The organism is Selenomonas sp. CM52 (assembly GCF_000292955.1).
Lineage (GTDB): Bacteria > Bacillota > Negativicutes > Selenomonadales > Selenomonadaceae > Selenomonas.
This window is the reverse complement of sequence record NZ_ALNM01000012.1, coordinates 172,751-199,468: the sequence shown is the minus strand read 5'-3', so window position 1 is coordinate 199,468 and position 26,718 is coordinate 172,751. Positions and strand designations below refer to the sequence as shown.

The 26,718-nt window shown below is 53.8% G+C and carries 24 protein-coding genes and 1 riboswitch; of the genes, 10 read left to right on the top strand and 14 right to left on the bottom strand.

The window, feature by feature from the left end; all coding sequences use genetic code 11:
- Nucleotides 1-83 precede the first annotated feature (83 nt).
- The 4 genes from HMPREF1153_RS02820 to HMPREF1153_RS02805 all read right to left on the bottom strand — a co-directional run bounded on the left by HMPREF1153_RS02820 (nucleotide 84) and on the right by HMPREF1153_RS02805 (nucleotide 3,903).
- The gene (locus tag HMPREF1153_RS02820; protein ID WP_009645282.1) at nucleotides 84-1,118 is read right to left on the bottom strand and encodes a M23 family metallopeptidase; all 1,035 of its coding nucleotides are present in this window, start codon (nucleotides 1,116-1,118) and stop codon (nucleotides 84-86) included.
- Nucleotides 1,119-1,383: 265 nt separating this feature from the next.
- Entirely contained in the window at nucleotides 1,384-1,896 is a 513-nt protein-coding gene (locus HMPREF1153_RS02815) for a DUF4446 family protein (RefSeq protein ID WP_009645337.1), read from the bottom strand.
- Nucleotides 1,897-2,003: 107 nt separating this feature from the next.
- A complete protein-coding gene (locus HMPREF1153_RS02810; protein ID WP_037369564.1) occupies nucleotides 2,004-3,137 on the bottom strand; it encodes a ParB/RepB/Spo0J family partition protein in 1,134 nt (377 codons plus the stop codon).
- Nucleotides 3,127-3,903, bottom strand: a complete 777-nt coding sequence (locus HMPREF1153_RS02805) for a ParA family protein (protein ID WP_009645327.1) — start codon at nucleotides 3,901-3,903, stop codon at nucleotides 3,127-3,129. Before HMPREF1153_RS02805 ends, HMPREF1153_RS02810 begins: the two co-directional genes overlap by 11 nt.
- Before the next feature lie 109 nt (nucleotides 3,904-4,012).
- Here HMPREF1153_RS02805 and HMPREF1153_RS02800 point away from each other — a divergent pair, with 109 nt between their 5' ends.
- Together HMPREF1153_RS02800 and HMPREF1153_RS02795 are read left to right on the top strand one after the other, a co-directional pair.
- A complete protein-coding gene (locus HMPREF1153_RS02800; RefSeq protein ID WP_009645403.1) occupies nucleotides 4,013-4,705 on the top strand; it encodes a 5-methyltetrahydrofolate--homocysteine methyltransferase in 693 nt (230 codons plus the stop codon).
- Between the two features lie 83 nt (nucleotides 4,706-4,788).
- Complete coding sequence (locus HMPREF1153_RS02795; RefSeq protein WP_009645314.1) at nucleotides 4,789-7,161, top strand: homocysteine S-methyltransferase family protein; 2,373 nt, start codon at nucleotides 4,789-4,791, stop codon at nucleotides 7,159-7,161.
- A gap of 144 nt (nucleotides 7,162-7,305) precedes the next feature.
- Here the strand turns inward: HMPREF1153_RS02795 and pfkA are convergent, their stop codons facing one another.
- Nucleotides 7,306-8,268: a 6-phosphofructokinase gene (pfkA, locus tag HMPREF1153_RS02790; RefSeq protein ID WP_009645374.1), complete on the bottom strand. Its 963-nt coding sequence runs from the start codon at nucleotides 8,266-8,268 to the stop codon at nucleotides 7,306-7,308.
- Nucleotides 8,269-8,402: 134 nt separating this feature from the next.
- Nucleotides 8,403-8,479: riboswitch (ZMP/ZTP riboswitch) on the top strand.
- Between the two features lie 63 nt (nucleotides 8,480-8,542).
- On the opposite strand from pfkA, the gene HMPREF1153_RS02785 reads away from it, so the two are divergent.
- A complete protein-coding gene (locus HMPREF1153_RS02785) occupies nucleotides 8,543-9,715 on the top strand; it encodes a phosphoribosylaminoimidazolecarboxamide formyltransferase (protein ID WP_009645287.1) in 1,173 nt (390 codons plus the stop codon).
- Between the two features lie 160 nt (nucleotides 9,716-9,875).
- On the opposite strand, the gene HMPREF1153_RS02780 is transcribed toward HMPREF1153_RS02785, so the two are convergent.
- From HMPREF1153_RS02780 to rpmH, 9 genes are all read right to left on the bottom strand, one after another.
- Entirely contained in the window at nucleotides 9,876-10,781 is a 906-nt protein-coding gene (locus HMPREF1153_RS02780; protein ID WP_232208169.1) for a head-tail adaptor protein, read from the bottom strand.
- Nucleotides 10,782-10,886: 105 nt separating this feature from the next.
- Entirely contained in the window at nucleotides 10,887-11,603 is a 717-nt protein-coding gene (rsmG, locus tag HMPREF1153_RS02775) for a 16S rRNA (guanine(527)-N(7))-methyltransferase RsmG (RefSeq protein ID WP_009645321.1), read from the bottom strand.
- On the bottom strand, nucleotides 11,596-13,482 hold the full coding sequence (gene mnmG / locus HMPREF1153_RS02770; protein WP_009645302.1) for a tRNA uridine-5-carboxymethylaminomethyl(34) synthesis enzyme MnmG: 1,887 nt from the start codon (nucleotides 13,480-13,482) through the stop codon (nucleotides 11,596-11,598). The genes rsmG and mnmG overlap by 8 nt, the downstream gene beginning before the upstream one ends.
- 11 nt (nucleotides 13,483-13,493) lie before the next feature.
- A complete protein-coding gene (gene mnmE, locus HMPREF1153_RS02765; protein ID WP_009645405.1) occupies nucleotides 13,494-14,873 on the bottom strand; it encodes a tRNA uridine-5-carboxymethylaminomethyl(34) synthesis GTPase MnmE in 1,380 nt (459 codons plus the stop codon).
- A 65-nt stretch (nucleotides 14,874-14,938) separates the two neighbouring features.
- Nucleotides 14,939-15,970 carry an RNA-binding cell elongation regulator Jag/EloR gene (gene jag, locus HMPREF1153_RS02760; protein ID WP_009645278.1) on the bottom strand — a complete coding sequence of 344 codons (1,032 nt, stop codon included), beginning with the start codon at nucleotides 15,968-15,970 and terminating at the stop codon, nucleotides 14,939-14,941.
- Between the two features lies 1 nt (nucleotide 15,971).
- A complete protein-coding gene (locus tag HMPREF1153_RS02755; RefSeq protein WP_009645370.1) occupies nucleotides 15,972-16,640 on the bottom strand; it encodes a YidC/Oxa1 family membrane protein insertase in 669 nt (222 codons plus the stop codon).
- 20 nt (nucleotides 16,641-16,660) lie between these two features.
- Complete coding sequence (gene yidD, locus HMPREF1153_RS02750; RefSeq protein WP_009645307.1) at nucleotides 16,661-16,870, bottom strand: membrane protein insertion efficiency factor YidD; 210 nt, start codon at nucleotides 16,868-16,870, stop codon at nucleotides 16,661-16,663.
- Nucleotides 16,867-17,253 (bottom strand): ribonuclease P protein component, encoded by a 387-nt coding sequence (gene rnpA, locus HMPREF1153_RS02745; protein ID WP_009645415.1) that lies wholly within the window; start codon nucleotides 17,251-17,253, stop codon nucleotides 16,867-16,869. The genes yidD and rnpA overlap by 4 nt, the downstream gene beginning before the upstream one ends.
- A gap of 77 nt (nucleotides 17,254-17,330) precedes the next feature.
- Entirely contained in the window at nucleotides 17,331-17,465 is a 135-nt protein-coding gene (gene rpmH, locus HMPREF1153_RS02740) for a 50S ribosomal protein L34 (RefSeq protein WP_006192627.1), read from the bottom strand.
- Nucleotides 17,466-17,998: 533 nt separating this feature from the next.
- Between rpmH and dnaA the strand changes: the two genes are divergently transcribed.
- From dnaA to HMPREF1153_RS02700, 7 genes are all read left to right on the top strand, one after another.
- Nucleotides 17,999-19,465 carry a chromosomal replication initiator protein DnaA gene (gene dnaA / locus HMPREF1153_RS02730; RefSeq protein WP_009645288.1) on the top strand — a complete coding sequence of 489 codons (1,467 nt, stop codon included), beginning with the start codon at nucleotides 17,999-18,001 and terminating at the stop codon, nucleotides 19,463-19,465.
- A 290-nt stretch (nucleotides 19,466-19,755) separates the two neighbouring features.
- Entirely contained in the window at nucleotides 19,756-20,868 is a 1,113-nt protein-coding gene (gene dnaN / locus HMPREF1153_RS02725; RefSeq protein ID WP_009645285.1) for a DNA polymerase III subunit beta, read from the top strand.
- A gap of 6 nt (nucleotides 20,869-20,874) precedes the next feature.
- Complete coding sequence (gene recF / locus HMPREF1153_RS02720; RefSeq protein ID WP_009645413.1) at nucleotides 20,875-21,984, top strand: DNA replication/repair protein RecF; 1,110 nt, start codon at nucleotides 20,875-20,877, stop codon at nucleotides 21,982-21,984.
- A gap of 64 nt (nucleotides 21,985-22,048) precedes the next feature.
- A complete protein-coding gene (locus HMPREF1153_RS02715) occupies nucleotides 22,049-23,044 on the top strand; it encodes a DUF721 domain-containing protein (RefSeq protein WP_009645369.1) in 996 nt (331 codons plus the stop codon).
- Nucleotides 23,022-23,288 carry an extracellular matrix regulator RemB gene (gene remB / locus HMPREF1153_RS02710; protein WP_009645271.1) on the top strand — a complete coding sequence of 89 codons (267 nt, stop codon included), beginning with the start codon at nucleotides 23,022-23,024 and terminating at the stop codon, nucleotides 23,286-23,288. Before HMPREF1153_RS02715 ends, remB begins: the two co-directional genes overlap by 23 nt.
- Before the next feature lie 34 nt (nucleotides 23,289-23,322).
- Complete coding sequence (gene gyrB / locus HMPREF1153_RS02705; protein ID WP_009645347.1) at nucleotides 23,323-25,395, top strand: DNA topoisomerase (ATP-hydrolyzing) subunit B; 2,073 nt, start codon at nucleotides 23,323-23,325, stop codon at nucleotides 25,393-25,395.
- 98 nt (nucleotides 25,396-25,493) lie between these two features.
- Nucleotides 25,494-26,708: an ATP-binding protein gene (locus HMPREF1153_RS02700; protein WP_009645305.1), complete on the top strand. Its 1,215-nt coding sequence runs from the start codon at nucleotides 25,494-25,496 to the stop codon at nucleotides 26,706-26,708.
- The last annotated feature ends 10 nt before the right edge of the window (nucleotides 26,709-26,718 follow it).

Genomic DNA, 26,718 nt, shown 5'->3' with positions numbered 1-26,718 from the left:
CTTAAATAATCCCTCTATGTTTGGTATCGCCACAGATATAAACTGTCTTGATACAAAAATGAATACGCTCACTGCAATGCCCTCTATAGATACGGCGCCGGATTCACAGGTTCACCGTGGATGCGGACTTCATAATGCACATGCGGCCCTGTAGAAAATCCCGTGCTGCCCATATAGGCGATGATCTGGCCGCGCCGCACATGCTGACCTGTGCGCACGACGATGGACTGCGCGTGTCCGTAACGCGTCATGATACCATTTCCATGATCGATGTCGACCTTGTTGCCATAGCCGCCGGCATTCCAGCCGGCGTCTGTCACCACGCCGTCGGCTGTCGCTACGATCGGCGTGCCGAAGTCGTTGGCGATGTCAATGCCCGGGTGGAAGTCCGAACCATTCCAACGCAAACCAAAGGGCGAACTGACCTCGCCGCGCGCAGGCCAGATGGAAGGAATCGTGACGGAGATGCCGGTCAAGGCATAGGGCGTATTTCCATAAGGGAGAAGCGCGGCCATTTCCTGCTGCTGCGCCTCCAAAACCTGCTTGAGCTGCTGCAGGCTGGCACGGCGAACAGCCACGCGTTTCTCGATATTTTCAAGCGCCGCATCGACATTTTCCGCCTGCAGCTTTGTAATTGGTCCGCCCTGCCCGTCCTGTGCCCCTGCTGCAGCATCCGCTCCATCTGCAGGCGCTCCCGCCGTATCGGGCGCTGCAACTGTCCCCGACATGCGACGCAAGTCGTTTTCCATCTGTGTCAATTCATCCAATTCCTGCTGCAGGCCATCCGCTTTCTTGGAAAGCTGCAAAAGCTGCTCCTGCTGCATATTGCTGATCTGACGCATCTTTTCCAGTTCGGCGTCATCGCCCTTGACGAAAAATGTCGTATAGAGCGAATAGGACAGCGTCACACAGGAAATCAGCAAAACGACGACGAAAGAGATGATACCAATCTTCGCCATCTTTGCTGAAAGATGTATCGTATGAATGGTATCAGAAACATCGGGCACAATCTTGATGGTGAACCCATTTTCCTTATGCAAAAGCCCATCTCCAAACTGCACGGAAGACCCCTCTTCCATTGAACAAACTACACGCACAAACGTCCACTTTGTGGACATTGTGCGCCGCCCTTACATGAAAGAACCAATCAGTCTGCGCCCTCTGGGCTTGACTTCTTGGACTTTCATGGTAAACTTTCAGGACATATGTTCAGCCGTCATGCGAAGCGGCATGCGTTGCTTCACACCCGTTTCCTGCGACAGTTTCATCAAGGCGGCACGCTGTACATATGTCCTCACGCCTTACAGAAGCCTAGCCAATCGGTCTGCGCCTTCAGCTTGACCTCTTGGGGCTTCATGGTAAAACTTCCATTCTGCGCTATCGCTACTCCGGCCGCACGCTCATCGCCTTTTCGAGCGCTTCCGCCTCCTCACGCGTGAGCTTGTAACTCGAGCGTCCCGCCTCGATGGGCTTGACGTAGCTGCGCGAGTCCTCACGAGCGAAGATACTGGAAAAAATCACGCCGTTGTTGTGCGAATCCAACATGGCAACGGCATAGCTGAGATCGCTTCCCATATCGGCAAAAGCGCTGAAACGCACGATACCAATGCGCGTCGTAGCCGTCTGCAAAAGTGCATCCAAGCGCCTATTTTCCTCCTTGAGCTTTCGGCTTTGCTCAGCGACTCCCTTCATTTCCTTGATATGCGCGAGCAGCATACTTTCAAGATTCGCACCCTCGACCCCCCGCATCATTTCCTGGTAGCGGCTCTTCATGCGCGATACGCTGTAAATCTGATAAATGACCAAAAACAAAAGTACAATGACTAAAACCAAAAGAAAAATCACCAGGAACGTCTCGTTGTTGCCCAAGAGTTCCGCCAGTTGTTTTGTATTCATCCCAATCATTTCTCCTCTATCCGCACGGAGAGGCTGCACGTCTCTCCCATCGTTTCTGTAGCTTTTGCCACGCCAAACAAAAGATGTTTCACGTGAAACATGATGCCTCAGACCGTGAATCTTTCTCCTGCAGAAAACTGACGCAAGGCCGCTTTCTTGTCCTCCAGCAGCCGGCTCTTCTTCTCCAACAAAGAATCAAGGATGCGATTCAAGTCTTCTTCCGAGGAAAAATCGATCTCTATGCGATTCTTCTTGCCTTGCGAACGAATGCGCACCTGCGTGCCGAAAAACATCTTGAGCTTGTCTTCCGCTTCCTGCAGGAAGATCTTTGCTGTCTCCCCGGGCGACTCTGCTTCCTTCGCTTCGGCGGTTTCTTCCGCTCTTTTCTGCAGACGCTTCACAAGCTCTTCGGCCTGACGTGCCGAACATTCGCGCGCCATGATGATGTCTGCCGCCTCCCGCTGCAACGCAGCGTCCGTCAGGACGACGAGCGGCCTTGCCTGCCCCATGCTCAAACTGCCGTTTGCCAAGTATTCCTGCACATGCGCGTCGAGCTTCAAGAGGCGCATCATATTCGTAATATGGGAACGGCTTCTTCCCACGCGCTCCGCCAAAGCTTCCTGCGTAAGCCCGAAATTCTGCAAAAGATTGCGGTAGGCGTTGGCCTCTTCAATCGCATTGAGATCCTCGCGCTGCAAATTTTCAATCAACGCAATCTCCGTACTTGCCGCATCGCTCAAAGGACGGACAAGAGCCGGCACCGTTTCAAGACCGGCCAGTCTTGAAGCGCGAAAGCGACGCTCGCCCGCAACAAGCTCATATCCCTTTCCTGCCGGAAGCTGTCGCACGAGAATCGGCTGCAGCACGCCATGCTGCACGATGGATTCCTTCAACTCTTCCAGAGCGCTCTCATCAAACTCATGACGGGGTTGATACCGATTGGCTTGTATCTCATGCAAGGGAATTTGCTGCACAGCGATACCATTCATCTCTTTTGGTATCACATCAATCGCTTCATCATCTTCTATGGCAACTTGACTCGCTCCCTCGTTTCCTTGCGGATTCGAGTTTTCTGCACGTTCTTTTTCCGCTTCCTGAGGAGCTTCCATGCGCTTATTTTCCTCAGCATTGGTATCAGATAATTGCGGGGATTCTTTCTGCGATGCTTCGGGCGTTTTCAATTCTGTGGGAAAGAGTGCACCAAGCCCCTTGCCCAATGCCTGATGCTTCCTAGCTGTCACGCTCTATGACCTCCTTTGCCAGATCCATATAGACGATGGCTCCTTTGCAGTTTCTGTCATAGGAAATGACGGGCTGCCCATAGGACGGCGCCTCGCTCAAGCGCACGGTGCGCGGTATGACCGTCCGATACACCTTGCTGCCGAAATGCGTGCGCACCTCTTCAGCGACTTGAACCGAAAGATTGGTTCTTGAATCGAACATCGTCAGAAGAACGCCCTCTACTTCCAAGGCAGGATTCAGATTGGTCTGAACCAATGTCATCGTATTCATCAGCTGCGCCAAGCCCTCCAGAGCATAAAATTCGCATTGAATCGGCATCAAAACGGTATCTGCTGCTGTCAAGGCATTGAGAGTCAAGAGCCCCAAGGAAGGCGGGCAGTCGATCAAAATGAAGTCATACTGATCGCGCACGGCATCGACCGATCGCTTCAGACGATTCTCGCGTGAGATGGCAGCAACAAGCTCGATCTCCGCCCCCGCCAGTTCGATATTGGCCGGCAGAAGATCGACCTCGTAACCCGTATGAAGAACTGCCTTCTCTATGGCAAGGTTGTCAATCAACACTTGATATATCGTAATCGTTAAATCCGACTTATTGATACCAAATCCGCTCGTCGCATTCCCCTGCGGATCGGAGTCAATGAGCAGTACACGTTTGCCGAGTATGGCAAGACCGGCGCTCAAGTTTACCGATGTCGTCGTCTTTCCTACGCCGCCCTTTTGATTGGCGACTGCTATGATTTTCGCCACATTCTTTTCCTCCATAATCTTTTCTTTTCCTATTATAGCATGATATACTGATGGGGGGAAGTATTCTGCCCCATGAATAACTTCGATGTTTCACGTGAAACATTAGCTAGGAAGAAGGAATCTTATGCCCGTTTACAATAGCGTTTTGCTTGATATTGATGCAAAGGAAACGCGTCGCTATGCAGGACTGAACAAGGCCAAGGATTTCGATGAAAAACTCATCGAAGAAGCCTGCTTGGAAGCGCGTCTTCTTGCCGAGCCGCGCGGTATATGGCAAATGTACGACTATGATGCAGCCACACAGACGGTACTCGCCGATCCGCCCTTCACCATGAAAGGGAATCTCATCGGCAAGCATCTCGCCAAAGCACAGAAGGTCATCGTACTGTCAGCGAGCGTCGGCGATGCCATCGAGGAGCATGTGACGAAATACTTCGCCGATGGACGCTACGCCTACTCCGTCATTCTCGATGCCGCCGCCACGGCAGCTGTCGAGCAGGTAGCCGACGCGATGGAAAAAGCCATCGAACCAAAGGTTGCGAAGGAAGGCTATACGATGCGCTGGCGTTTCAGCCCCGGCTACGGCGATTGGCCGCTCGATCAGCAGCCCGAAATGGTACGTCTCGCCGAAAGTGAGAAAATCGGCGTACACCTCAGCGACGCCTCCATGCTCGTACCGCGCAAATCCATCACTGCCATCATCGGCCTCGTACCGCAGCAAAAAGAGAAGGAAGCGCATACGCCGAACGGCTGCGCTGCCTGCGATAAATTCGACTGCCCTTCGAGAAAAGTTCCTGTCGGCGAAAGCAAGAACTGAAGCATATAGCAGGGACAACATCTTGTTGATACCAAACATTAAACAGGGCGAAAACCTATGATACCAAACCAAGGAGGATATTGATGATCCATATTTTTGACGGCGCGATGGGAACGATGCTGCAGGAAGGAGGCTTGAAGCCCGGCGGCTGCCCCGAGCTCATGAATCTCGAACAGCCCGATGTCGTGCAAAAGATCCACGAATCCTATATCGAAGCCGGCGCGACGATGATCGAGACGAACACCTTCGGCGCTTCCGCTTTGAAGCTCGACCACTACGGTCTGGAAGACCGCGTGAAGGAAATCAATGAAGCGGCCGTAAAGATCGCACGCGAAGCTTCCAAAGGGCGCGCCAAGATCGTCGGCTCGTTGGGGCCTACGGGGCGCTTCATCGTCCCTCTCGGCGATCTCGAATTCGAGGACGCCTACCAATCCTTTTATGAGCAGGCGAAGACGCTTGCCGATGCGGGCGCCGACTATCTGCTTTTTGAAACGTGCATTGACATACAGGAAATGCGTGCAGGCCTTCTGGCGGCAAAAGATGCGACAAGCCTTCCCATCATCTGCCAGCTCTCTTACAGCGAGGACGGGCGCACCGTCACGGGCACCGATCCGCAGACGGCCGCCATCACCTTAGAAGCGCTCGGTGCCGACATCATCGGCGTGAACTGCTCGCTCGGCCCCAAGGAGCTCGTCCCCATCGTCAAGACTCTGGCAGAGAACTGCTCCGTTCCCATCAGCGTGCTGCCCAACGCCGGTATGCCGCGATTGGAAAACGGCAGAACCATCTTCCCCATGGGGCCTGAGGAGTTCGCCTCGTGGGGCGCAAAACTCGTCGCTGCCGGTGCAACGTACCTCGGTGGCTGCTGCGGCACGACGCCCGCGCATATCAAGGCACTCGCCGCTGCTGTCAAGGACTTGCCTCTCACCGAGCGCAAGAGCCCGGACAATCGCCTGCGTCTGACGAGCCGCAGCAAGACCGTCATCATCGACAAAGATCTCGCGACCACGCTGATCGGCGAGCGCATCAATCCGACGGGACGCAAGAAACTCGCCGAAGAAATCAAGAATGGTTCGCTCTTCTCTGTCAAGCGCGAGGCCATCGATCAGGTGCGTGCGGGAGCGCGCCTTCTCGATGTCAACATGGGCGTCGGCGGCATCGATCAAGTCAAGGCAATGCACGATGCCATTCGCGAGGTATCCCAAATCACCGATGCACCTCTCGCTATTGATACCAGTGATACCAAAACATTGGAAGCCGGACTCCGAGCATATCCGGGACGCGCTCTCATCAATTCCGTCAGCGCCGAAAAAGAGCGCATCGAAGAGTTCCTTCCATTGGCGAAAAAGTACGGCGCGGCCATCCTCTGCCTGCCCATCACAGAGGACGGCGTGCCGAAGACAGCGGAAGATCGTATCAATGTCATCAACGGTATCATCAAAGAGGCGAAGAAGAATGGTCTCAAAGATGGGGACTTCCTGCTCGACGCCCTCGTCATGACCATATCGGCCGATCAGAATGCCTGCCTCGAAGTATTGAATACCTTGCGCCTCTACCGCAAGCATTTCGGCTATCCGGCAACGATGGGGCTTTCCAACATCTCTTTCGGACTGCCGAACCGTCCTCTGATCAACAGCACCTTCTTCGCCATGTGCCTTGCCGCAGGACTCGACGCGCCGATCATGAATCCCTATGACGAGAAGATGCAGGAAGCCCTGATGGCGAGCGCAGCGCTCTTGGGAAAAGATCCGCGCGGCATCGACTTCAGCCGCAACGAAGTGAACCTCAAGACGCCAAAGAAGGCAGCCGAGGCCAAGCCCATGGAAGGCGATGTTCTCGCTGCCATCAAGCAAGCGGTCATCGACGGCGCTTCTGAGAGCATCGCCATGCTGACCGAGCGGGCGATACGCGAAGGTCATTCTTCGAATGAAATCACAGAGAAGGCTCTGACGGCCGCCATGAACGACATCGGCATCGACTTCGGAGCAGGACGCGTCTTCCTGCCGCAAGTTCTTCTGTCTGCCGAAGCGATGCGCGCTTCCTTCCAGAAAATCAAGGAACTTCTGCCCGCACAGCAGGAGGCGGACAAAGGAACGGTCGTCATGGCAACGGTCAAGGGCGATGTGCATGATCTTGGCAAAAATATCGTCTCCGCGCTCCTCTCGAACAGCGGCTTTAAGCTCATCGACCTCGGCAAGGATGTCGACGCTGATACCATTGTGCGCACGGCACTCGAAAAGGAAGCCGACATCGTAGGTCTGAGTGCCTTGATGACAACGACCATGACGCAGATCGACAAGGTCATCAAGAAACTGCGTGAAGCCGGTTCAGAGGCGAGAGTCATCGTCGGCGGCGCCGCCGTGACCGAAGACTATGCCACGAGCGCTGGCGCTGACGCCTATGCCAACGACGGTGTAAGCGCGGTCCAAATTGCCAAGGACTTCGTCGGCGAATAGAACGAGCATGTTTCACGTGAAACATGCAGCTATGGAAAAAGCACGATATTCCTGAACAATCAAAGGCAACGAAATCGATGTTTCACGTGAAACATCAAATACAAAAGAAGAAGCCTCCCACAAAGGAGGCTTCTTCTTTTGTATTTATGCCAAAACCTTGGCAAGGCGCATGTATTCGGGATCGAGCTTCTTCTTGTTCGTCACGGCATCGTGCAAGTCGATGGCGACGACGTTGCCGCGATGAAAGCCGAAGACGACGTTAGAAAGACCCGAGAGAATCGCCAGAGCCGCCTTCTCGCCAAGCTGGCTCGCCTTCACGCGGTCGATGACGGACGGCGTACCGCCGCGCTGAATATGACCGAGAACCGAAACGCGCGTCTCAATATCCGTGTGCTCGGCGATAAAGTTGCCGACCTCTATGCCGCTTCCTGCACCCTCGGCGACGACGACGAGGATGTAACGCTTGCCCTTCTTATAAGCTTCCTTGATCTCGTTGCTGATTTCTTCAAGATCAAAATCCTCTTCGGGCACGAGGATGTACTCAGCACCGCCCGAAATACCGCTCATCAGCGCGAGCCAACCGCAATGCCGGCCCATGACCTCAAGGACAACGACGCGTCGATGCGCCGAAGCCGTATCGCGCAGCTTGTTGATGGCATCAATGATCGTATTCGCCGCCGTATCGCTGCCGATCGTATAGTCTGTACCCCAGACATCATTGTCAATCGTCCCCGGCAGCCCCACGATGGGAATGCCGTGTTCTTCGCTCAAGAGCGACGCGCCGCGCAGACTGCCGTCGCCGCCGATGATGACGAGTCCTTCGATGCCCCTCGCCTTGAGCTTCTCATACGCCTCTGCACGACCCTCGGGCGTCATGAAACGATGGCAGCGAGCCGTGCCGAGGAACGTGCCGCCGCGCTGGATGATGTCACCAACATCCTTTCGTTCCATCTTGAACATCTCACCGTCCAAGATGCCGCGATACCCGTTATGTATACCCCACACTTCTGCACCTTCAAAGAGCGCCGTGCGCACGACGGCGCGAGTCGTCGCATTCATGCCGGGGCTGTCGCCGCCGCTCGTCAAAACGCCGATACAATTCAACATCGTAAAATCCCTCCCATACCCATGACGAAGAAGCCTCGCTTCCTCAATCAAAGTGAAACCTTTTCTACATCATACCACATTAGAGCTAGGAAATAAACGTACTTGACAAAAAAGAAAAGGAATGATACATTGAAAATGAGCTGCATAACTGACGGAAGTGGATGACCACAAGGGAGTGCAGCAGGAAAAGCCGACCGTCTGGGCAGCCGCAATGGCTCACTATGCCCACGGTCTTTTTTGATTGCACAACAACTCATACAAAGGAGAGAATCTGATGAAAGAACTCGAATTGAAATACGGCTGCAATCCGAACCAGAAACCCTCTCGTGTTTATATGGAAAACGGCGAACTTCCGTTCAAGGTCTTAAACGGAAAGCCCGGCTACATCAATCTGCTCGATGCCATGAACAGCTGGCAGCTCGTGCAGGAACTCAAGGAAGCGACCGGCCTTCCTGCAGCGGCATCCTTCAAGCATGTGAGCCCTGCAGGCGCCGCCGTCGCCGTTCCCCTGTCCGATGCACTGAAGCAAGCATACTTTGTCGAAGGGATCGAATTGTCTCCCGTTGCGACCGCCTACATCCGTGCGCGCGGCGCTGACCGCATGTCGTCGTACGGCGATTTCGTCGCTCTCTCCGACCCATGCGACGCCCAGACAGCTTCCTTCCTGCAGCGCGAGGTTTCCGACGGCATCATCGCGCCCGCCTATTCCGAAGCCGCCTTGGAGATTCTCAAGACGAAGCGCAAGGGAAGCTACCTCGTCATACAGATGGATCCTTCCTACGTTCCTGCAGAAAAGGAAACGAAGACCGTCTTCGGCGTGACCTTCGAGCAAAAGCGCAACGATGTCGCCATCACCGAAGACTGCCTGAAGGACGTCGTCACGAAAAATAAGGATCTGCCCGAAGAAGCCAAACGTGACCTTCTGCTCTCCCTCATCACCTTGAAGTACACCCAGTCCAACTCCGTTTGCTATGCCAAGGATGGGCAGGCAATTGGTATCGGCGCCGGCCAACAGTCACGCGTCCATTGCACGCGCCTCGCAGGAAACAAGGCCGATATTTGGTATCTGAGACAGAGCCCACAGGCTCTCTCCCTTCCCTTCAAAAGCGATGTGCGCCGCCCCGACCGCGACAATGCCATCGACGTCTACTTGTCCGACGAGTGCATGGATCTCCTCGGAACGGATGAATGGAAACGCATCTTTACGGAGAAACCTCCTGTATTCCTGTCCGATGAAAAAGCCAAGTGGCTCAAGACGGCAACGGGCGTCGCACTCGGTTCGGACGCTTTCTTCCCCTTCGGTGACAACATCGAACGCGCACATAAGAGCGGCGTTACCTACGTCGCCCAGAGCGGCGGATCAATTCGCGATGACAATGTCATTGAGACGGCAGATAAATACGGCATGTTCATGGCGATGACGCACATTCGTCTCTTCCATCATTGATACCAATACGAACCAAAGTATGCGAAAAGGCTGCTGCATGATGCAACAGCCTTTTCTTATGCCATCTATGGAATTTTACGCAACTTATCCACATTTTTATCCACATACGAACCAATTCATAGCGTATTTTGTGGATAAGTCTATATTAATACCACAAAGCTCACAGTCCAATATTCAGCATATCAAGAACATCCGACGCAGAAGGAATCGCTACACCGCCGATGCTCGAAGAGCTTTTCGCCTTTTTCACAACAGCATGGTATATGTCATCTTCGACACTGCCCGGCACGAGATTTTCCCAATTCTGCGAGCTGTAAGGACGCTCCTTGATGGCGTTCGACGGCCTGCCTGTGACCTCTAACTCGCAGAGGAACTGAATCTGCTTGCTCTTTGGATTGAGGTAATAATGCTCCAAATAGTACTTCCCCGCCTTGGCATCCTCCTCATCGGAGAAACTGTTCGGCTTGAGCTTCACCCAGACGTCGATCATGCGATCCTGACGGTTCGGGATAGGAACATTGCGCACGCTTCGCGTGTCCATATAGTAAATGAACGATTCGTCGCGGAAGATTTCCTGGAAGCGATCCTTCTCCTTACTCTTCTTGTTCTTCATCTTGACAGCGTCCTTGTTTGCCTGCACCGGCGCTTCCATCTTTTTTCCCTGCAAAGGAACTTTTGATTCATCGGCTTTCTTCTGTACGGACGGTTTCGTCTCCTCTTTCTTCTTGTTCGAGACAAGCGGCTTCTGCTCTTCCTCCCTCTTCTGTGGAACGGGTGTCACCGATGCTTTAGCCGCTTCTTCTATGGTTTTCTTAGTGTCGCTGTTCTCTGCTTTTTTATCCTCCTTTTTTACGGAGGTTTCCGCCTTCTTCTCCTGGAAGTCCTTTACCTCTTTCTTCTTTTCATCCTTCGCATTGCCATTCTCCTTGGCATTTTCCGCCTTCTTTTCCTGCTTCTCACCGGAATCTGCTGCTTTTTCTTGTGCGGCAAGATCCTCCATGCCGACATTGATGATATATGCCGAAGCTGTCGATCCAAACGTCAGACTGCCTGCTAAAAAAGTCATGCTTAGAGCAGCTGCCACCTTCTTCTTCCACACCTTAGAGCACCATCCTTTCAGAATCCTTCTCCTCTTATATCGTCTTTTTTCCTGTGTATCTTTAACGGCAACTCAAAGCAATGGTTCTTTCGCCGGCTTGCCTGCCTTGCGCGGATACGCTTTCGGCGTAGTCCTCTCCTTCTTTATGACGAGAACTGCACGCTTGTCCGAAAGGTCGGGCAAGGCGACGGGAATCGACTCTATCGCCCTCCCGCCGAGAATCTTGACGGCTCTTTCCGCCTCTTTTGCTTCCTCTTCCGAGTGAAGCCCCTTGAGGGCGATCGCCGTGCCGCCGATGCGCACGAAGGGCAGAAGATACTCGGCAAGGACGGGCAGACGCGCCACGGCGCGAGAGACGGCGATGTCGAAGCGCTCGCGCAAAGCGCTTTGACGCGCCGCTTCCTCCGCGCGTCCATGCAGGCACTCTGCGCCTTCCAAGCCCAGCGCCTCGACAACGGTTTCGAGAAAATGCACGCGCTTCTTCAAGGAATCGAGAAGCGTCAGCTGCAAATCGGGACGAACTATCTTCAGAGGAATGCCGGGAAATCCCGCGCCCGTGCCGACATCGATCAGACGCAGGGAATCCCTTTCCTCGATGCCTCGAAGCGCCGTCAGGGAATCAACGATGTGCTTGACGGCGACTTCCCGCGGTTCAGTAATCGCCGTGAGGTTCATCTTCGCGTTCCATTCGATGAGCAAACGATAGTAGATGCCGAACTTTTCGATCTGCTTTGCGTCGAGCGGCAGTCCGTAGCGAGCAGACGCTCTTTCCAACTCCTGCTCAAACATCGTCTTCTCTCCTCCTGCGGCGCTCCTGCTCCAGCCAGATCAATAAGACCGATATATCCGCAGGCGACACGCCCGATATGCGGCTCGCCTGTCCCACGGAAAGCGGACGGACGGCAGCGAGCTTCTCTCGCGCCTCGTCCCTTAGGCTCGGCACGAGAGCGTAGTCGAGATCGACGGGCAGGCGACGAGACTCCAGATGTTCCAAGCGCTCGACCTGTTCCTGCTGCTTCTTGATGTACCCTTCATAGCGAATGGCGATTTCCAGCTGCTCCTCGACCTCGGGCGCAAGGCGCTCCAAACCGAAGAGCGAAGCCAACTTCGCATAATCCATCTCCGGACGGCGCAAAAAATCGGCAAGCGACGTTGACGTGCGTATGGGCGCAAGTCCCGCCGATTCAAGACGAGCAAGATTTTCAACCGATGGATGAAGGACGGTATTCTCAAGCGTCTTCCTCGCCTCGATGATACCATTCTTCTTCTTCAGGAACTTCTGCCATCGATCCTCTTTGACAAGACCGATGGCGCGTCCCTTTTCCGTCAGGCGCAAATCGGCATTGTCCTGGCGAAGCAGCAGGCGATATTCGGCGCGAGACGTCATCATGCGGTACGGCTCCTCCGTTCCCTTCGTCACGAGATCGTCGATGAGAACGCCGATATAGGCCTCCGCGCGACTCAAGACAAAAGGAGCTTTGCCGCGGATATAATGCACGGCGTTGATGCCCGCCATCAAACCCTGCGCTGCCGCTTCCTCATAGCCCGAAGTGCCGTTCGACTGTCCTGCCGAGAAGAGTCCGCGAATCTTCTTGAACATGAGACTCGGCAGAAGCTGCAGCGGATCGATGCAGTCATACTCGATCGCGTAGCCCGGGCGCATGATGCGCGCCTTCTCCAAGCCCGGAATCGTGTGCAGGAAAGCCTCCTGCACATCGACGGGAAGGCTCGTCGACATGCCTTGCACATAGACTTCCTCTGTATGCCATCCTTCCGGCTCCAAGAAGAGCTGGTGGCGATCCTTGTCGGGGAAGCGGAGGATCTTCGACTCGATGGACGGACAATAGCGCGGGCCGATCCCCTCGATGATACCATTCGCCATCGGCGCCCGATCGATGTTCGCACGAATGATCTCATGCGTCTTCTCGTTCGTATACGTCAGATAGCATGGAAGCTGCTCGCGCGTCCTTTCCTCCGTCATGAAGGAAAAGCTCTGCGCCCCCTCGTCCCCGGGCTGCAGCTGCATCTTCGCATAGTCTAGGGAACGTGCATCAAGACGCGCAGGCGTCCCCGTCTTAAAGCGCATGATCTTGATACCATTCTCTCTAAGAGAGCGCGACAATTCCCCTGCGGCTCTCTGTCCATTCGGCCCGCCGCTCGTCGTATGCTCACCGATGACGATGCGCCCTTTGAGATATGTGCCCGTCGCGAGAATGACAGCACGCGCGAGATACGCTTCCCCCGTCTCTGCCACTATACCTCTCGCCTCTTTATCCTCGATGAGGATCTTTTCTGCCAGAAGCTGCCGGACTTCCAGTCCCTCCTGCTGCTCGCAGCGCTCCTTCATGCGAAACTGATAGGCTTTCTTGTCCTCCTGCGCGCGCAAAGCATGGACAGCAGGGCCTTTTCCCGTATTCAAAAGACGATACTGCAGAGCTGCCTCGTCGGCATTGATCGCCATAGCGCCGCCAAGCGCGTCGATCTCGCGCACGAGATGACTCTTTGCGGGACCGCCGATCGAAGGATTGCAGGGCATGAGTGCGATATTGTCCAAGGAAAGCGTCGCCAGAAGCGTGCGGCAGCCGAGATTCGCTGCAGCGAGCGCCGCTTCGACGCCAGCGTGCCCCGCACCGAGGACGATGATATCATATTCACCGGCAATAAACAAAGAAAGCCACCTCACTTGCCGACGCAGAAGCGTGAAAATATTTCATCCAATACGTCATCTCCCACCGTTTCCCCCGTGATCTCCCCGAGTTTTTCCAAAGAAGAGCGCAGATCGATGGAGATGAAATCGAGCCCCAGTCCCTGATCCATCGTGGAAATCGCGGCGGTAAGATGATCTGCCGCCGCTTCCAAAAGATTCTTCGTGCGCAGGTCGGCGACGAACGAGCCTTCCCCCAACCTTTCCTCACCGTCATAAACCTTTTCCAAAATAGCGGCCGCCAAAGGAGAAATCCCTTCCTCCTCCTTCGTCGTGATTTCAATCAGAGGAAGATGTGCCAAGTTTTGCAGCCGTTCGGTATCAAGAACGCGCGGCAGATCGCTCTTCGTCACGATGATGAGCGCATCCTTTCCCTCAAGCAAGGCGAGAATCTCCTCATCCTCCACCTCCAGAGGCCGAGAACCGTCAAAGAGAGCGAGCACGAGCGCGGCGCTTTTCACATGCGCACGCGCCTTCTCCACGCCGATGCGCTCGACGGCATCCTCCGTCGCCCGTATGCCTGCCGTGTCGATGATCCGCAAAGGCACGCCGCCAATATCGACATACTCCTCAATGGTATCACGCGTCGTTCCAGGAACGTCGGTGACGATGGCGCGATCTTCGCGCAGCAGGGCATTCAAGAGGCTCGACTTGCCTACATTCGGTTTTCCGACAATCGCCGTTTCCAAGCCGTCGCGCAGGATGCGTCCCGTATGCGCCGTCTGCACGATGCGGCGCAGCGATGCATGGAGAGCCGACACCTTTTCCCGCGCCTCCTCTACGACAATTTCATCGACGCCCTCCTCGGGAAAATCAATGACGGCTTCCAAATGGGCAAGGAGAGCCAAAATATCCTCTCGCATCGAGCGTATGCGCTCCGAGAAATGACCGGCCAGATGCCCCGCCGCCATTTCCAGCCCCTTTTCCGTCTTCGCCTGCACCACGTCCATGACGGCCTGCGCCTCGGCCAGATCAAGCCTGCCGTTCAAAAAGGCGCGTTTTGTGAACTCGCCTCGTTCCGCAGCCCGCGCTCCGTGACGATACGTCAATGCCAGAACCTCGCGCAGGGAAACAAATCCGCCGTGGCATTGCAATTCCACGACGTCTTCCTTCGTATAAGAATGGGGCGCACGCATGACGAGGCAAAGAGCCTCATCGACGAGGCGTCCATCCTCTCGCACGACTGTACCGTAGAGAAGATCCCGCGCTCCTGCGTCGGCGAGCTTCCTGCCGCCTGCAGCGCAAAACATGCGCGAAGCCGTCTCTATGGCAGAGGCGCCGGAAAGACGCACGATGCCGACGCCGCCTTCCCCGGCCGCTGTCGCAATGGCGCTGATCGTATCTGCCTGCTGCAATTCGTTCCCCCCTGCAAGGAAAGAAAAAGGCTGTCGCTCGCTGCAACAGCCCGATTTCAATCCAATCAATAATCCTCTTCACGCATAGAGCCGTCCATACGCGAAACGCGATGCTTCGGCTCAATGACGACCTTGCGAAAAGGCTCATCGCCCGCGCTGTAAGTCAAAACGCGATGATTCTCCTGCAGTGCAAGGTGAATGATCTTGCGCTCATGGCGGTTCATCGGCTCCAAGACGACGCGCTGGTTCGTGCGGCAGCAGCGCTCCGCCAAGCGCGCTGCCAGACGGTAAAGCGTCTCCTCGCGGCGCTCGCGGTAATCTTCAATATCGAGGATGATGCGCACGCGCTCCTCCGTCAATCCCTGGTTGGCCGCGAGATTGACGAGATACTGCAAAGCATCGAGCGTCTGCCCGTGCTTGCCGATGAGTATGCCGAGATTGTGCCCCGAGAGATTCAGCTCGATCGAATGAGGCCGATCCTTTCTCTCGATGGCGACTTCAAGATCCATTGCTCGAAAAATCTGCTGCAGGAAATCCTCCGCCTTTTTGATCGGCACTGCAGCATCTGCAGGACTCAAGAAATTGCGAACCTTCTCCTCACGAAAGCGCCCGGCAACTGAATCGGATGCGTAGGAACGTCTGCCCGAAGAGAACCGCTCGCGGCGCGGCTCAGAGTAAGAACGATTCTCCCTCGGAGGAGAGTAGGAAAAACCGCGATCCACAATGGTTTCCTGCCTGCCCGGCGTCGTATCATGAGAGACGGCGGGCGCACTTTCGGGGGCCTCGGACGACTCCTTCGTCAAAACAGGCGCCTCTTCCTTTTCCTCCGCACGCTCTTCTTCCCGTTCCTCACGGCGCTCCTCAAGAACTTCTTCCCGCTTTTTTTGCGGCAAAGTTTCCTGCGGCTGCGGCAAAGGCTCTTCCTTCGCCGTCACGCGCACTTTCGCCGCACGCTTTCCAATCAGACCAAAGAAGCCGTTCGACGGCTCCTCGATGACCTCCACCGTGCAGCGATCTTTCGGGAGACGCAGGGCGAAGAGTGCAGCTTCAATCGCTTCTTCCACCGTCTTTCCGGTTCTTTCCACGAAATCCGCCATATCAGGCAACTCCTTTCTTTCCCGTGACGTCCTCGTTTCGGTACATCCACCACTGCTGCACGATCTGCACGAGGTTCATCGTCACCCAATAGAGAACAAGTCCCGAAGCGAAATTCAAGCTGATCCAGCCGATGAAGATCGGCATGACGATCATCATGATCTTCATCTGTTGATTCGTTTCCGTCGAAGTCTGTTTCTGCACGAACCACGTCGAAAGTGCGGAAAGCACCGGCAATATATAGTGCGGATCGGGCTCGGAAAGCGACGCGAGCCACAGAAAGGACGGCGTCCCCGAATACGCGTAGCCCTGCAGCGCATAAAACATGCCCATGAGAATCGGCATCTGTATGAGGAGCGGCAGGCATCCCGCGAGAGGATTTACGCCGGCTTCTTTATACAGCTCGCCGATCTTCTGCTGCATCATCTGCGGATTGTCCTTATACTTTTCCTGCAGCTTCTTCATCTTCGGCTGCAGTTCCTGCATGCCCTTCATCGAGCGAACCTGCTTGACCGTCAGAGGATAGAGGCATACCTTGATGAGGATCGTCAGCAAAATGATGGCAATCCCATAATTTTCAAAACCGAAAAGACCTGTAAACGCATACAGATTTTCCAACATGAACTGAATCACCGCAATGACGGGATGAAACAGCGACGATAAAAACTCCAAATCACCACATCCTAATTTTCCTATGGTACAGGGTCGTAGCCACCCTTATGAAAAGGATGGCAGCGCAGGATCCTCTTGATGGCAAGGAAACTGCCCTTTGCCGCCCCATATTTTTCAACAGCAATCATTGCATACTCCGAGCATGTCGGAATATAGCGGCACGAAGGCGGCTTCAAAGGAGAAAGAAAGCCGCGATAAAAGCGAATGAGCAGCAGAATCACGACTTTCATCTGCCGCGCCTTCTCTCTCTTTTAGAAACCTCTTTGTCTCCTGCCATGATTCCGGCTTTCCTTCCCAAAGCGAGGAAAGCTTTTTCCAAGTCCTGGCATTTGATGTCGAGAGCCGCCTTCCTGCCCACGAGCAGGAGGGAAAAACCCTCCTCGATTTCAACCTGATGCAGACGATAAGACTCGCGGAGCAATCTCTTGACCCGATTGCGCTTCACGGCATTGCCGAGCTTCTTGCCTGCGGCAAAACCGACTTTTCCTTGGAGTCCATGCGAACGAAAGACATAAAGCACGAGAAATCTGTTTGAATACGATTTTCCGCGGGAATAAACAGCCTGAAAATCCTTCCTCTTTTTCAAGATGCGGCTTCTAGGCAGACCCAACATGCAAGAACCCTTTCATTAAAAATCAAAATGCTTTGTCATTTCATGAAAAAAGGTCACCGGAGTGACCTAGCGAGTGCTTATGCAGACAATTTCTTTCTGCCCTTTGCGCGCCTTCTCTTCAGGACGAGACGGCCGCCTTTCGTCTTCATACGCTCGCGGAAACCATGCGTCTTCTTGCGCCAATGGTTATTCGGCTGATACGTCATCTTCATTCAGATCCACCTCCCAAAAGAATTCTATAAATCGTCGATACATCGAGCGATTCATTCAGTCAAAATGCAAAAGAGCACAAAATGCCCCTACTATCGCTTTTAACTACGCTAAATTATAGCCCAGAGACAATCGAGTGTCAAGGATTTTCCATGGTTTGCGCGGAGAAGCCGTGCATTTTCCTGTCCTTCTTGTGGATAAACGAGCCTTTCCTCTTTTTAGGAACGAATTGCCTGTTGATAACTCTTTTGCAGTCTGCTAAGATATTCATAGCCAATTGACCATTTATACACAGAGATATGCACATTATCCACAGGCAGAGGAGATATTTCCACAAGAGTTTTTATCCATTTCCTTCATTATATAAAGGGAAATATTTTTTCCGCCTGATTGCACGTCGTTCCTGCCATTTCCCCTGCGTGCGCCGTCCCTCTTTTTTTACATTTTATCCACAGTATGTGAATAAAAATGTGGATAAAATGCACGCAAATTATACACATGTGCATGAAATTTGTTGACAAGAAAGGACAGATCCATGGAACAATTCGAACTGCAGGCGATTTGGGAGCAAATCCTGCAGAAAGTTCTCGAACAGCGCTCATTGACGGAACTTGCTCTCAACGACTGGCTGCGCCCCGTAAAGCCACTTTCCCTTTCCGACACCACTCTCGTGCTCGGCGCACCGACATCGCTCGCCAGAGAATGGATTGTAAAACGTTACATTCCTTTTCTGGAAGACGCCGTACTCGATATTGCAAAGAAAAAACTCAAGATCGAAATCAAAAACCTCAACATCGAACCTGCCCCAAATTCTCCTCCTGTTCAGGAAACGCTTCTGACGGAAACGGACACGAATTCTTCCCCGCAGGAAGTCAAGGATACAAAAAAAATTCCCGTTTCGTCACAAAATACAGAGCCAAAAAAAGAAGACGGCAGCCGCGCCTATGAAACGCCGGGCATGATTGCTCCCGGCGACGCCTCGTCCTTGAACTCGCACTACACCTTCGACACCTTCGTCACGGGCAATTCCAACCGCTTCGCCCATGCGGCTGCGCTCGCCGTCGCCGAATCGCCGGGCAGAGTATACAACCCCTTCTTCATGTACGGCGGCGTAGGACTCGGCAAGACACATCTCATGCACGCCATCGGACACAAGATCCTCGAAAAATTTCCCCAGATGCGCGTCCTCTACATTTCGAGCGAAAAGTTCACGAATGAACTCATCAACTCCATCCGAGACGGCAATCCCGAATCCTTCCGCCAAAAATACCGCAATATCGACGTTCTGCTCGTCGACGACATCCAATTCCTCTCGAAGAAGGAGCACACGCAGGAAGAATTCTTCCATACGTTCAACACGCTGCACGACGCCAACAAACACATCATCCTGTCGAGTGACCGTCATCCGCGCGAGATTCAAACGCTTGAAGATCGTCTGCGCTCACGCTTTGAATGGGGTCTCATCACGGACATTCAGGCGCCCGATCTCGAAACGCGCATAGCGATTCTCCGAAAGAAAGCCGCACTTGAGCACCTCGACGTGCCGAACGACGTGATGTTCTCCATCGCCAACCGCATCGACAACAACATCCGCGAGCTGGAAGGCGCATTGACGAGGGTCGTCGCCTACGCCTCACTGACACAGCAACCCGTCACGACGTCCCTTGTCAACGAGGCTCTCGCCAATATCTTCCCAGAGGAAAAGACGCGCGAAGTGACCATGGAACTCATCCAGGAAGTCGTCGCTTCCTACTTCAAGCTGCGTCTCGATGACCTGCACGGCAAGAAGCGGACGAGAAACCTCGCCATGCCGCGCCAGATTGCCATGTACCTGTGCCGCGAGCTGACGGGAAACTCCCTGCCGCAAATTGGCAATTCCTTCGGCGGGCGCGACCACACGACGGTCATACATGCCTGCGAAAAAATCGGCAAAGAACGAAAAGAGGACAGCAAACTTGACCGCACGATCGAGCAGCTAATGCAACGCATCGAAAGCCTCTGAACCATTCTCTGTCACGTCCGTGCATAACCCTGTGGAAAAGCACCGTGAAATCCTGTGTCCAATATGTGCACAATTTCCATCTTCGTTTTCCCCTGTGGAAATGTGGATATTCCAGTACGCCTTATCAACATCTTTCCCACAAGGCTTCTCCATTGGTATCAAAAGCAGCAGAAGCCTTTTCCACATTTCCACAGCCCCTACTACTATTACGGCTATGCTTTTCTATATTCTTGTACTATAAGTCAATAAGGTGCATCCCACAAAAACGACTCATCAAAAAGGAGAACCCCATGAAATTCACCTGCCATAAGAATGAACTCGCTCAAGCGATTCAACTCGTTTCCAAAGCCATTGCCAACAAACCTCAGACACCGATTCTCTCAGGCATATATATGGAGGCCACAAACAATCAAGTGGAACTTCATGCCACAGACAATGAAATGGGCATCATCAGCATCATCCCTTCCGAAGTGGAACAGGAGGGAAAACTTGTCCTATCGGGACGCTACATGCAGGAGGTCATTCGACGCCTGCCTGGAGAAACCGTCACAATCTCCCAAGAAATCGACGAAAACATCAGCAAGATCCAATCGGCTGCTTCCAACTTCACACTTCTTTCCATGCCGGCCAATGACTTTCCGACGGTAAAGCGTCTGGAAGACGGCATCCGTTTCAAAATTCAGGACAACGTGCTTCGAGATATCATCAAGAAGACGGTCTTCGCCTGCTCGACAGATGAAGCGCGTCCTGTCTTTACCGGCTGCCAGATGGAAATCAACGGAGAAACTCTGAAGATGGCGGCGACGAACACGCATCGTCTCTCTGTAAAAAAAGAGGTGATTGCAAACCTTTCGGGCGATCTTCATATCATCATTCCCGCAAAAATACTCAATGAGCTTTTGCGCGCCTTGAATTCCGACATGCCCATCGAGGTTGACGTCTGCTGCTCGTCGAACCAAGCGAGCTTCCAGTTCGAGAACGTCGTATTGATGTCCCGTCTGATCGAAGGGCAATTCCCAAATTATGACAGCGTCATACCGAAAAACTTCGCTACGACGGTAACGCTCGACACGGAAGACTTCCTTGCCGCTGTCGACCGCGTATCCTTGATCTCGCGCTCCGCCGACTACAATATCATTCGCCTGGAATTTGGCGGAAATCAAGTTCATATCTCGTCGAACAGCCCTGATATAGGAAAGGCCGATGAAATCGTCGCTGCTTCCATCGATGGCCCTGATGTCAATATCGCCTTCAATGCGAAATATGTCACTGACGTTTTGAAGAACATCAATAGCAAAAACTTTCGTTTTCTCTTGAATCAAAGCCTGCAGGCGGCAGCTGTGCGCGAGGAGGACAATCCCACTTTCGTTTATATCGTTACGCCTGTGCGCACGCAGAATTGATGTGTGATGAAAGCAAAGAGCCTCCGTCTGAAATGTTTTCGCAACTATGAAGAGCTTGACCTCAGTCTGTCTCCCAATATCAACGTCTTTCTTGGCGAAAACGCGCAGGGAAAGACGAATATTGCGGAGGCTCTTTACTATGCGGCGATCGGTCGTTCGCATCGAACGAATGCAGATGCCGATCTCATCGCTTGGGATGCTCCTGCAGCGAAAATTGAGCTTCTTTTTGAGCGTCTTGACGTGGAAAATACGCTGGAATTTCAATTTCAACGCGGCAGACGCCGTTCCATCCGCAAGAATGGCGAGCCGATCAAAACGAAGGAGCTTTTCGGCGTATTCAATGCCGTCCTCTTCTCCCCCGAGGATCTCTTTCTGATCAAGGGGGCGCCCGCTGAGAGAAGACGCTTCCTCGACGGGGAAATCTCCCAGGCAAGCCCCGCCTACGGCCATGAACTGATGCAGTATACGCGGATTCTCACGCAAAGGAACAGCCTGTTGAAGAAGATTCGGGAGCGCCGTGCGGGAAAGGAAATGCTTTCCCTCTGGGATGAGCAGCTTGCCAAAAGTGCCGCGCATATCGTCGAGAAGCGTTTTCTCGCCGTCAAAAAGCTCAACATGCTGGCAAACCTCATGCAAAGGCGTATTTCTGCAGGGAAAGAGAATCTTTCCCTTTCGTATGAGCTTTGCGGTGCAGAGGAAGAGCCGCCTTGCGTGACAGAGGAGCTTGTTCCATGGTATAATAAGAAGTTGGAGGAGTCCTTGGATCTTGACGTCCTGCGCGGCTCGACGAGCGTCGGCCCGCAGAGGGATGATATCCGGCTTGAAGTGAACGGCGTCAACCTTCGCTCTTTCGGTTCACAGGGGCAGCAGCGCACGGGCGTCCTCGCCCTGAAGCTTTCCGAATTGGAGTTTCTTCGCTCAGAGACGGGAGAATATCCAGTGCTTCTGCTCGATGACGTCATGAGCGAGCTGGATGGCACGCGCAGGGAGAAACTCCTGGGCTTCATCGGCAGAGAGCATATACAGACCTTGCTCACGGCGACGGATGCCGCATATCTGCCGGAAAAATTTATGGGAAATATCTTCCATGTGCGAGCAGGAAAGATATTTTTTTGATATTGTATAGAATATATTTCCATATGGTATCAGAAAAAATCCTTACTTTTGGGAAAGGCAGACCATGAAACGCTCCTATCGCCGCAATCCCGGCATGGAAAAAATCAATCAGGTGATACCAAAAAGCATCCATGCGCTGGGCAAGAAGATCGAGCGCACCTATCAGGAGCGCTTCGTCCTCGCGCGTTGGCCGGAAATCGTCGGTGAAGGCATCGCCGCGCACGTCCAGCCGATTGGCATAGAAGGCGAAAAGCTCTTGCTCCATGCCTCTGTGCCCGCCTGGCGCAACGAGATCACGCTCATGCAGATGACGATACTCGCGCGCTTCAATACCTTCGCAGGTTTCGAGATGGTGAAGGAACTCGCCTTTTCATGGAAAAAAGACGACGTCGCCCTCTTTCAGGCTTCGGGGCGTGTGCAGGCAGAAGAAGCCGACGAGCAGGAAGCATACCGAAAGGCTCTGCGGGAGATGACATTGACCGAGGAGGAGCAGGAAGCGTGCGAAAAAAGCGTTTCTCTCGTCGGCGAGGAACGTCTGCGAAGGAAACTTCGTCATATTTCTCTGAGGCGAAAGAAGCGTGAGAAAGCGCTGCGTGTGCTCGGTGAGAAGCCTTGTCCTCAATGCGGCAAGCTGTTTTCCGGCGAAGGGATGTGCCCTTCCTGCACCTGCAGGGAGCGGCGCGAAAGACGACGCTCGATCCGCCGCCATTTGCTCGATCTTCCGTGGGCGCGCTATGCAGATATCAAAGATCATCTTCGCTGCACGCCCGCCATGGTCGCTTCCGAGCGTACGCGTCTCGTGCAGGAGCTCGCCCGCCGCATCGAATTCGGCGATTGGGAGAGTCTGGAGGCGAAGACGCTCGTCATGCTCTACCGCTCGCTGCGGCCGGAGCAGCTCACGGAAGACATCGTGCGCCGCACGCTTTACGATCTTCGCCGCGAGATGGCAGAAGGAACGGTGTTCCGTCCCTTCCCAAAGCGTTCGGAGGTCATGAAAAAGACGGCAAAAAGGGGAGCGAAGAGCGGGGAGGGATTCCATGTATCTGCACCTAGGCGATGACAGCTTGGTTGCCGTTTCCAGCATATTGGCGATTCTTGATATAGAGATATATCGAGAGGCGTCCGGGAATTCTCTCTGGAAGAAGGATATTGCGAAGAGTGCCGCGATGAGAAAAGAGCCGCGTTCCGTCATCGTTACGGATGAAGGGCTTTATTTCTCGGTGATTTCCGCGCAGTCCTTGAAAAGGCGTATACAATCACCCGCTTATGGAGTGAACCTGCATGATTTTGCAGTGCAGGCATAGATGTTTTGAGGAATGATGGAGGGACAATATAGAGATGGAAAAAGAGAAGGATGCGCTCCAAAAAGCACTCGACCGCGCCGAGCAGGATGCGGCCGAGGAGAAGCTGCGCGAAGAGCAAGCGGCGAAGTTTGCCGAGGAAGTGCGCGACGATGACCTTGATTTGGAAAACGTCGAAATCCACAAGGATATGGACAGCGCTGACGTCACGGCGGTTGACGGCGACTACGGCGCCAATCAGATTCAGATTTTGGAAGGCCTGGAAGCCGTAAGAAAGCGCCCGGGCATGTACATCGGCAGCACGTCGGAGCGCGGCCTGCATCATCTCGTCTACGAGGTAGTCGACAACTCGATCGATGAGGCTCTGGCCGGCTATTGCGACCATATTGACGTGACGATTGAAAAGGACAACAGCATCACCGTTGTCGACAATGGGCGAGGCATCCCCGTTGACATGCACGAGAGCGGCAAGCCTGCGGTCGAGGTCGTCCTGACCGTCCTGCACGCGGGCGGCAAGTTCGGCGGCGAAGGATACAAGGTGTCGGGCGGCCTGCACGGTGTCGGCGTCTCTGTCGTCAATGCGCTCTCCACGTCGATGGACGTCGAAGTCAAGCGCGACGGCAAGATCCACAGCATACGTTTCGAGCAGGGCGTGACAGCCGCTCCTTTGACGGTCATCGGCGAGACGGAAAAGACGGGAACGAAGGTTCACTTCGTCCCCGACCCTGAGATCTTCACGGTGACGCAGTACAGTTTTGACACCTTGAAGCATCGTCTGCGCGAGCTGGCTTTTCTGAATCAGGGCATCACGATCCGTCTCATGGACAAGCGCGGCGAGGGGCGCGAGGAGTCGTACTTCTATGAGGGCGGCATTCGCTCCTTCGTTGAGCATCTGAACCGCAAGAAGGAAGTCATTCATCCGACGCCGATCTACTTCAATGGTATCAAGGATGATACCGTTGTGGAAATCGCCATGCAGTACAACGACAGCTACATGGAGAATATCTACAGCTTTGTCAACAATATCAACACTGAGGAAGGCGGCACACATCTCGCGGGCTTCAAGATCGCTCTGACGCGGGCGGCGAACGACTTCGCGCGAAAGCAGGGGATATTGAAGGACAAGGACGGCAATCTCTCGGGTGAGGACGTCAGAGAAGGCTTGACCTGCGTCATCAGTCTCAAGATACATGAGCCGCAGTTTGAGGGGCAGACGAAGACGAAGCTCGGCAATTCCGAGGTGCGCGGCATTGTCGATTCCATCGTGACCGAGGGACTGACCGAGTATTTCGAGGAAAATCCCGCCATCACGAAGAAGGTCATCGAGAAGGCGATCATGGCATCTCGCGCGAGGGAAGCCGCGCGAAAGGCGCGTGAGCTGACAAGGCGCAAGAATGCGCTCGAAGTGTCGAGCCTGCCCGGAAAGCTCGCGGACTGCTCGATCAAAGATCCCGAGCAGGCGGAAATCTACCTCGTCGAGGGCGACAGCGCCGGCGGCTCGGCGAAGCAGGGACGTGACCGCCGCTTCCAGGCAATCCTGCCCTTGCGCGGCAAGATCCTGAACGTCGAGAAGGCGCGTCTTGATAAGATCTTCGCCAATGCCGAGATCCGCACGATGATCACGGCCTTTGGCACGGGCATCAGCGACGACTTTGACATCGCGAAACGTCGCTACGGCAAGATCATCATCATGACCGATGCCGACGTCGACGGATCGCATATCCGCACGCTCCTCCTGACCTTCTTCTACCGCTACATGAAGCCGCTCATTGAGCGCGGCCACGTCTACATCGCGCAGCCGCCGCTCTACCAGATTCGCAAGGGCAAGAAGCACTGGTACACCTACAGCGACGACGAGCTGGCGCAGAAGCTCAACGAAGTCGGCAGGGACAACGCGACCGTGCAGCGCTACAAGGGCCTCGGCGAGATGAATCCCGAGCAACTTTGGGAAACGACGATGGATCCCGAAGGCAGGACGATGCTCCAAGTGCGCATGGAGGACGCTGAAGAAGCCGACGAGCTTTTCACGATCCTCATGGGCGACAAGGTGGAGCCGCGCCGCCAGTTTATCGAAGAGCACGCCAAGCACGTGAGAAATCTCGATATTTAAGAGTGTATAGAGAAAAAACGGAATCTATTCCTCTGAAATTATGATATAATGATAAAGAAGGAATAGATTCCGTTTTTTATTATCACAAGGAGAATATCATGAAACTGATCGAGCGTGCATCTTATATGGATTTCCTGCAGCGCAATCGTGAGCGTCCGATCATCAAGGTGGTATCGGGTGTGCGCCGCTGCGGTAAATCCACGTTGTTTTCCCTCTACCAGCATCATTTGCTGCAAGACGGCGTGACAGAAGAGCAGATTCATGTCATCAACTTCGAGAATCTGGAATTTGAAGACCTGCAAGAGTATCATGCTCTGTACCGCTATGTATGCGAAAGGCTCGTGCCGGGAAAGTGGAATTACGTCTTTCTCGATGAGATACAACATGTGCCGCAGTTTGAAAAGGCCGTGGACAGTCTCTTCATCAAGGAAAAAGTGGATATCTATATCACGGGATCGAACGCTTATTTCATGTCGAGCGATCTGGCAACCTTGCTTTCCGGCCGCTATGTGGAACTTCGTATGCTTCCTTTGTCCTTTCGTGAATTCTGCAGCCGCGAGATGCTGCAAGAAAGGTTCAGTCTGCGGGAGCTGTACGAAAAGTATACGAGAGAAAGTTCCTTTCCCTATGCCATGCAGCTTGACGGACGAGAGAAGGATATCAACGAGTACATGCAAGGCATATACAGCACGATTCTTTTGAAAGATATCGTGGCGCGTCTGCGCATTGCTGACGCCAAGATGCTCGAAAGCGTTACGAAGTATCTCTTCCTTCATGTAGGAAGCCTGCTTTCTCCCAAGAAGATAGCGGATTCTATGACGAGTGCGGGAAGAAAGATCGACGCCAAGACGGTGGAGCGATACTTGCAGGGCTTGCAGGACGGACTTCTCGTCTATCAAGCTGATCGCTTTAACCTTGTCGGCAAGGAAGTGCTGCGCATCAATTCAAAATACTATGTGGTCGACGTTGCCATGCGCTTTTTCCTCATCGGCAGGAAGGGGCAGGATACGGGGCATGTACTGGAAAATATCGTCTATTTGGAGCTTCTGCGGCGTGGTTATCGCGTCTACGTCGGTGCTCTGCCGAGCGGCGAAGTCGACTTCGTAGCGCAGAATGAAAAAGGTCATGTCTACATCCAAGTGGCAGAATCGACCCAGCAGCCGGAGGTCTTGGAACGTGAGCTGAAATCCTTGCGCTCGATCAAGGATAATTACCCCAAATATCTTCTGACCTTGGACGAAGTGAATGCGACGGCGGATTACGACGGCATAAAGAAGAGGAATGTCCTGCGCTGGTTATTGGAAGAGGACTGAAATAGGGCTG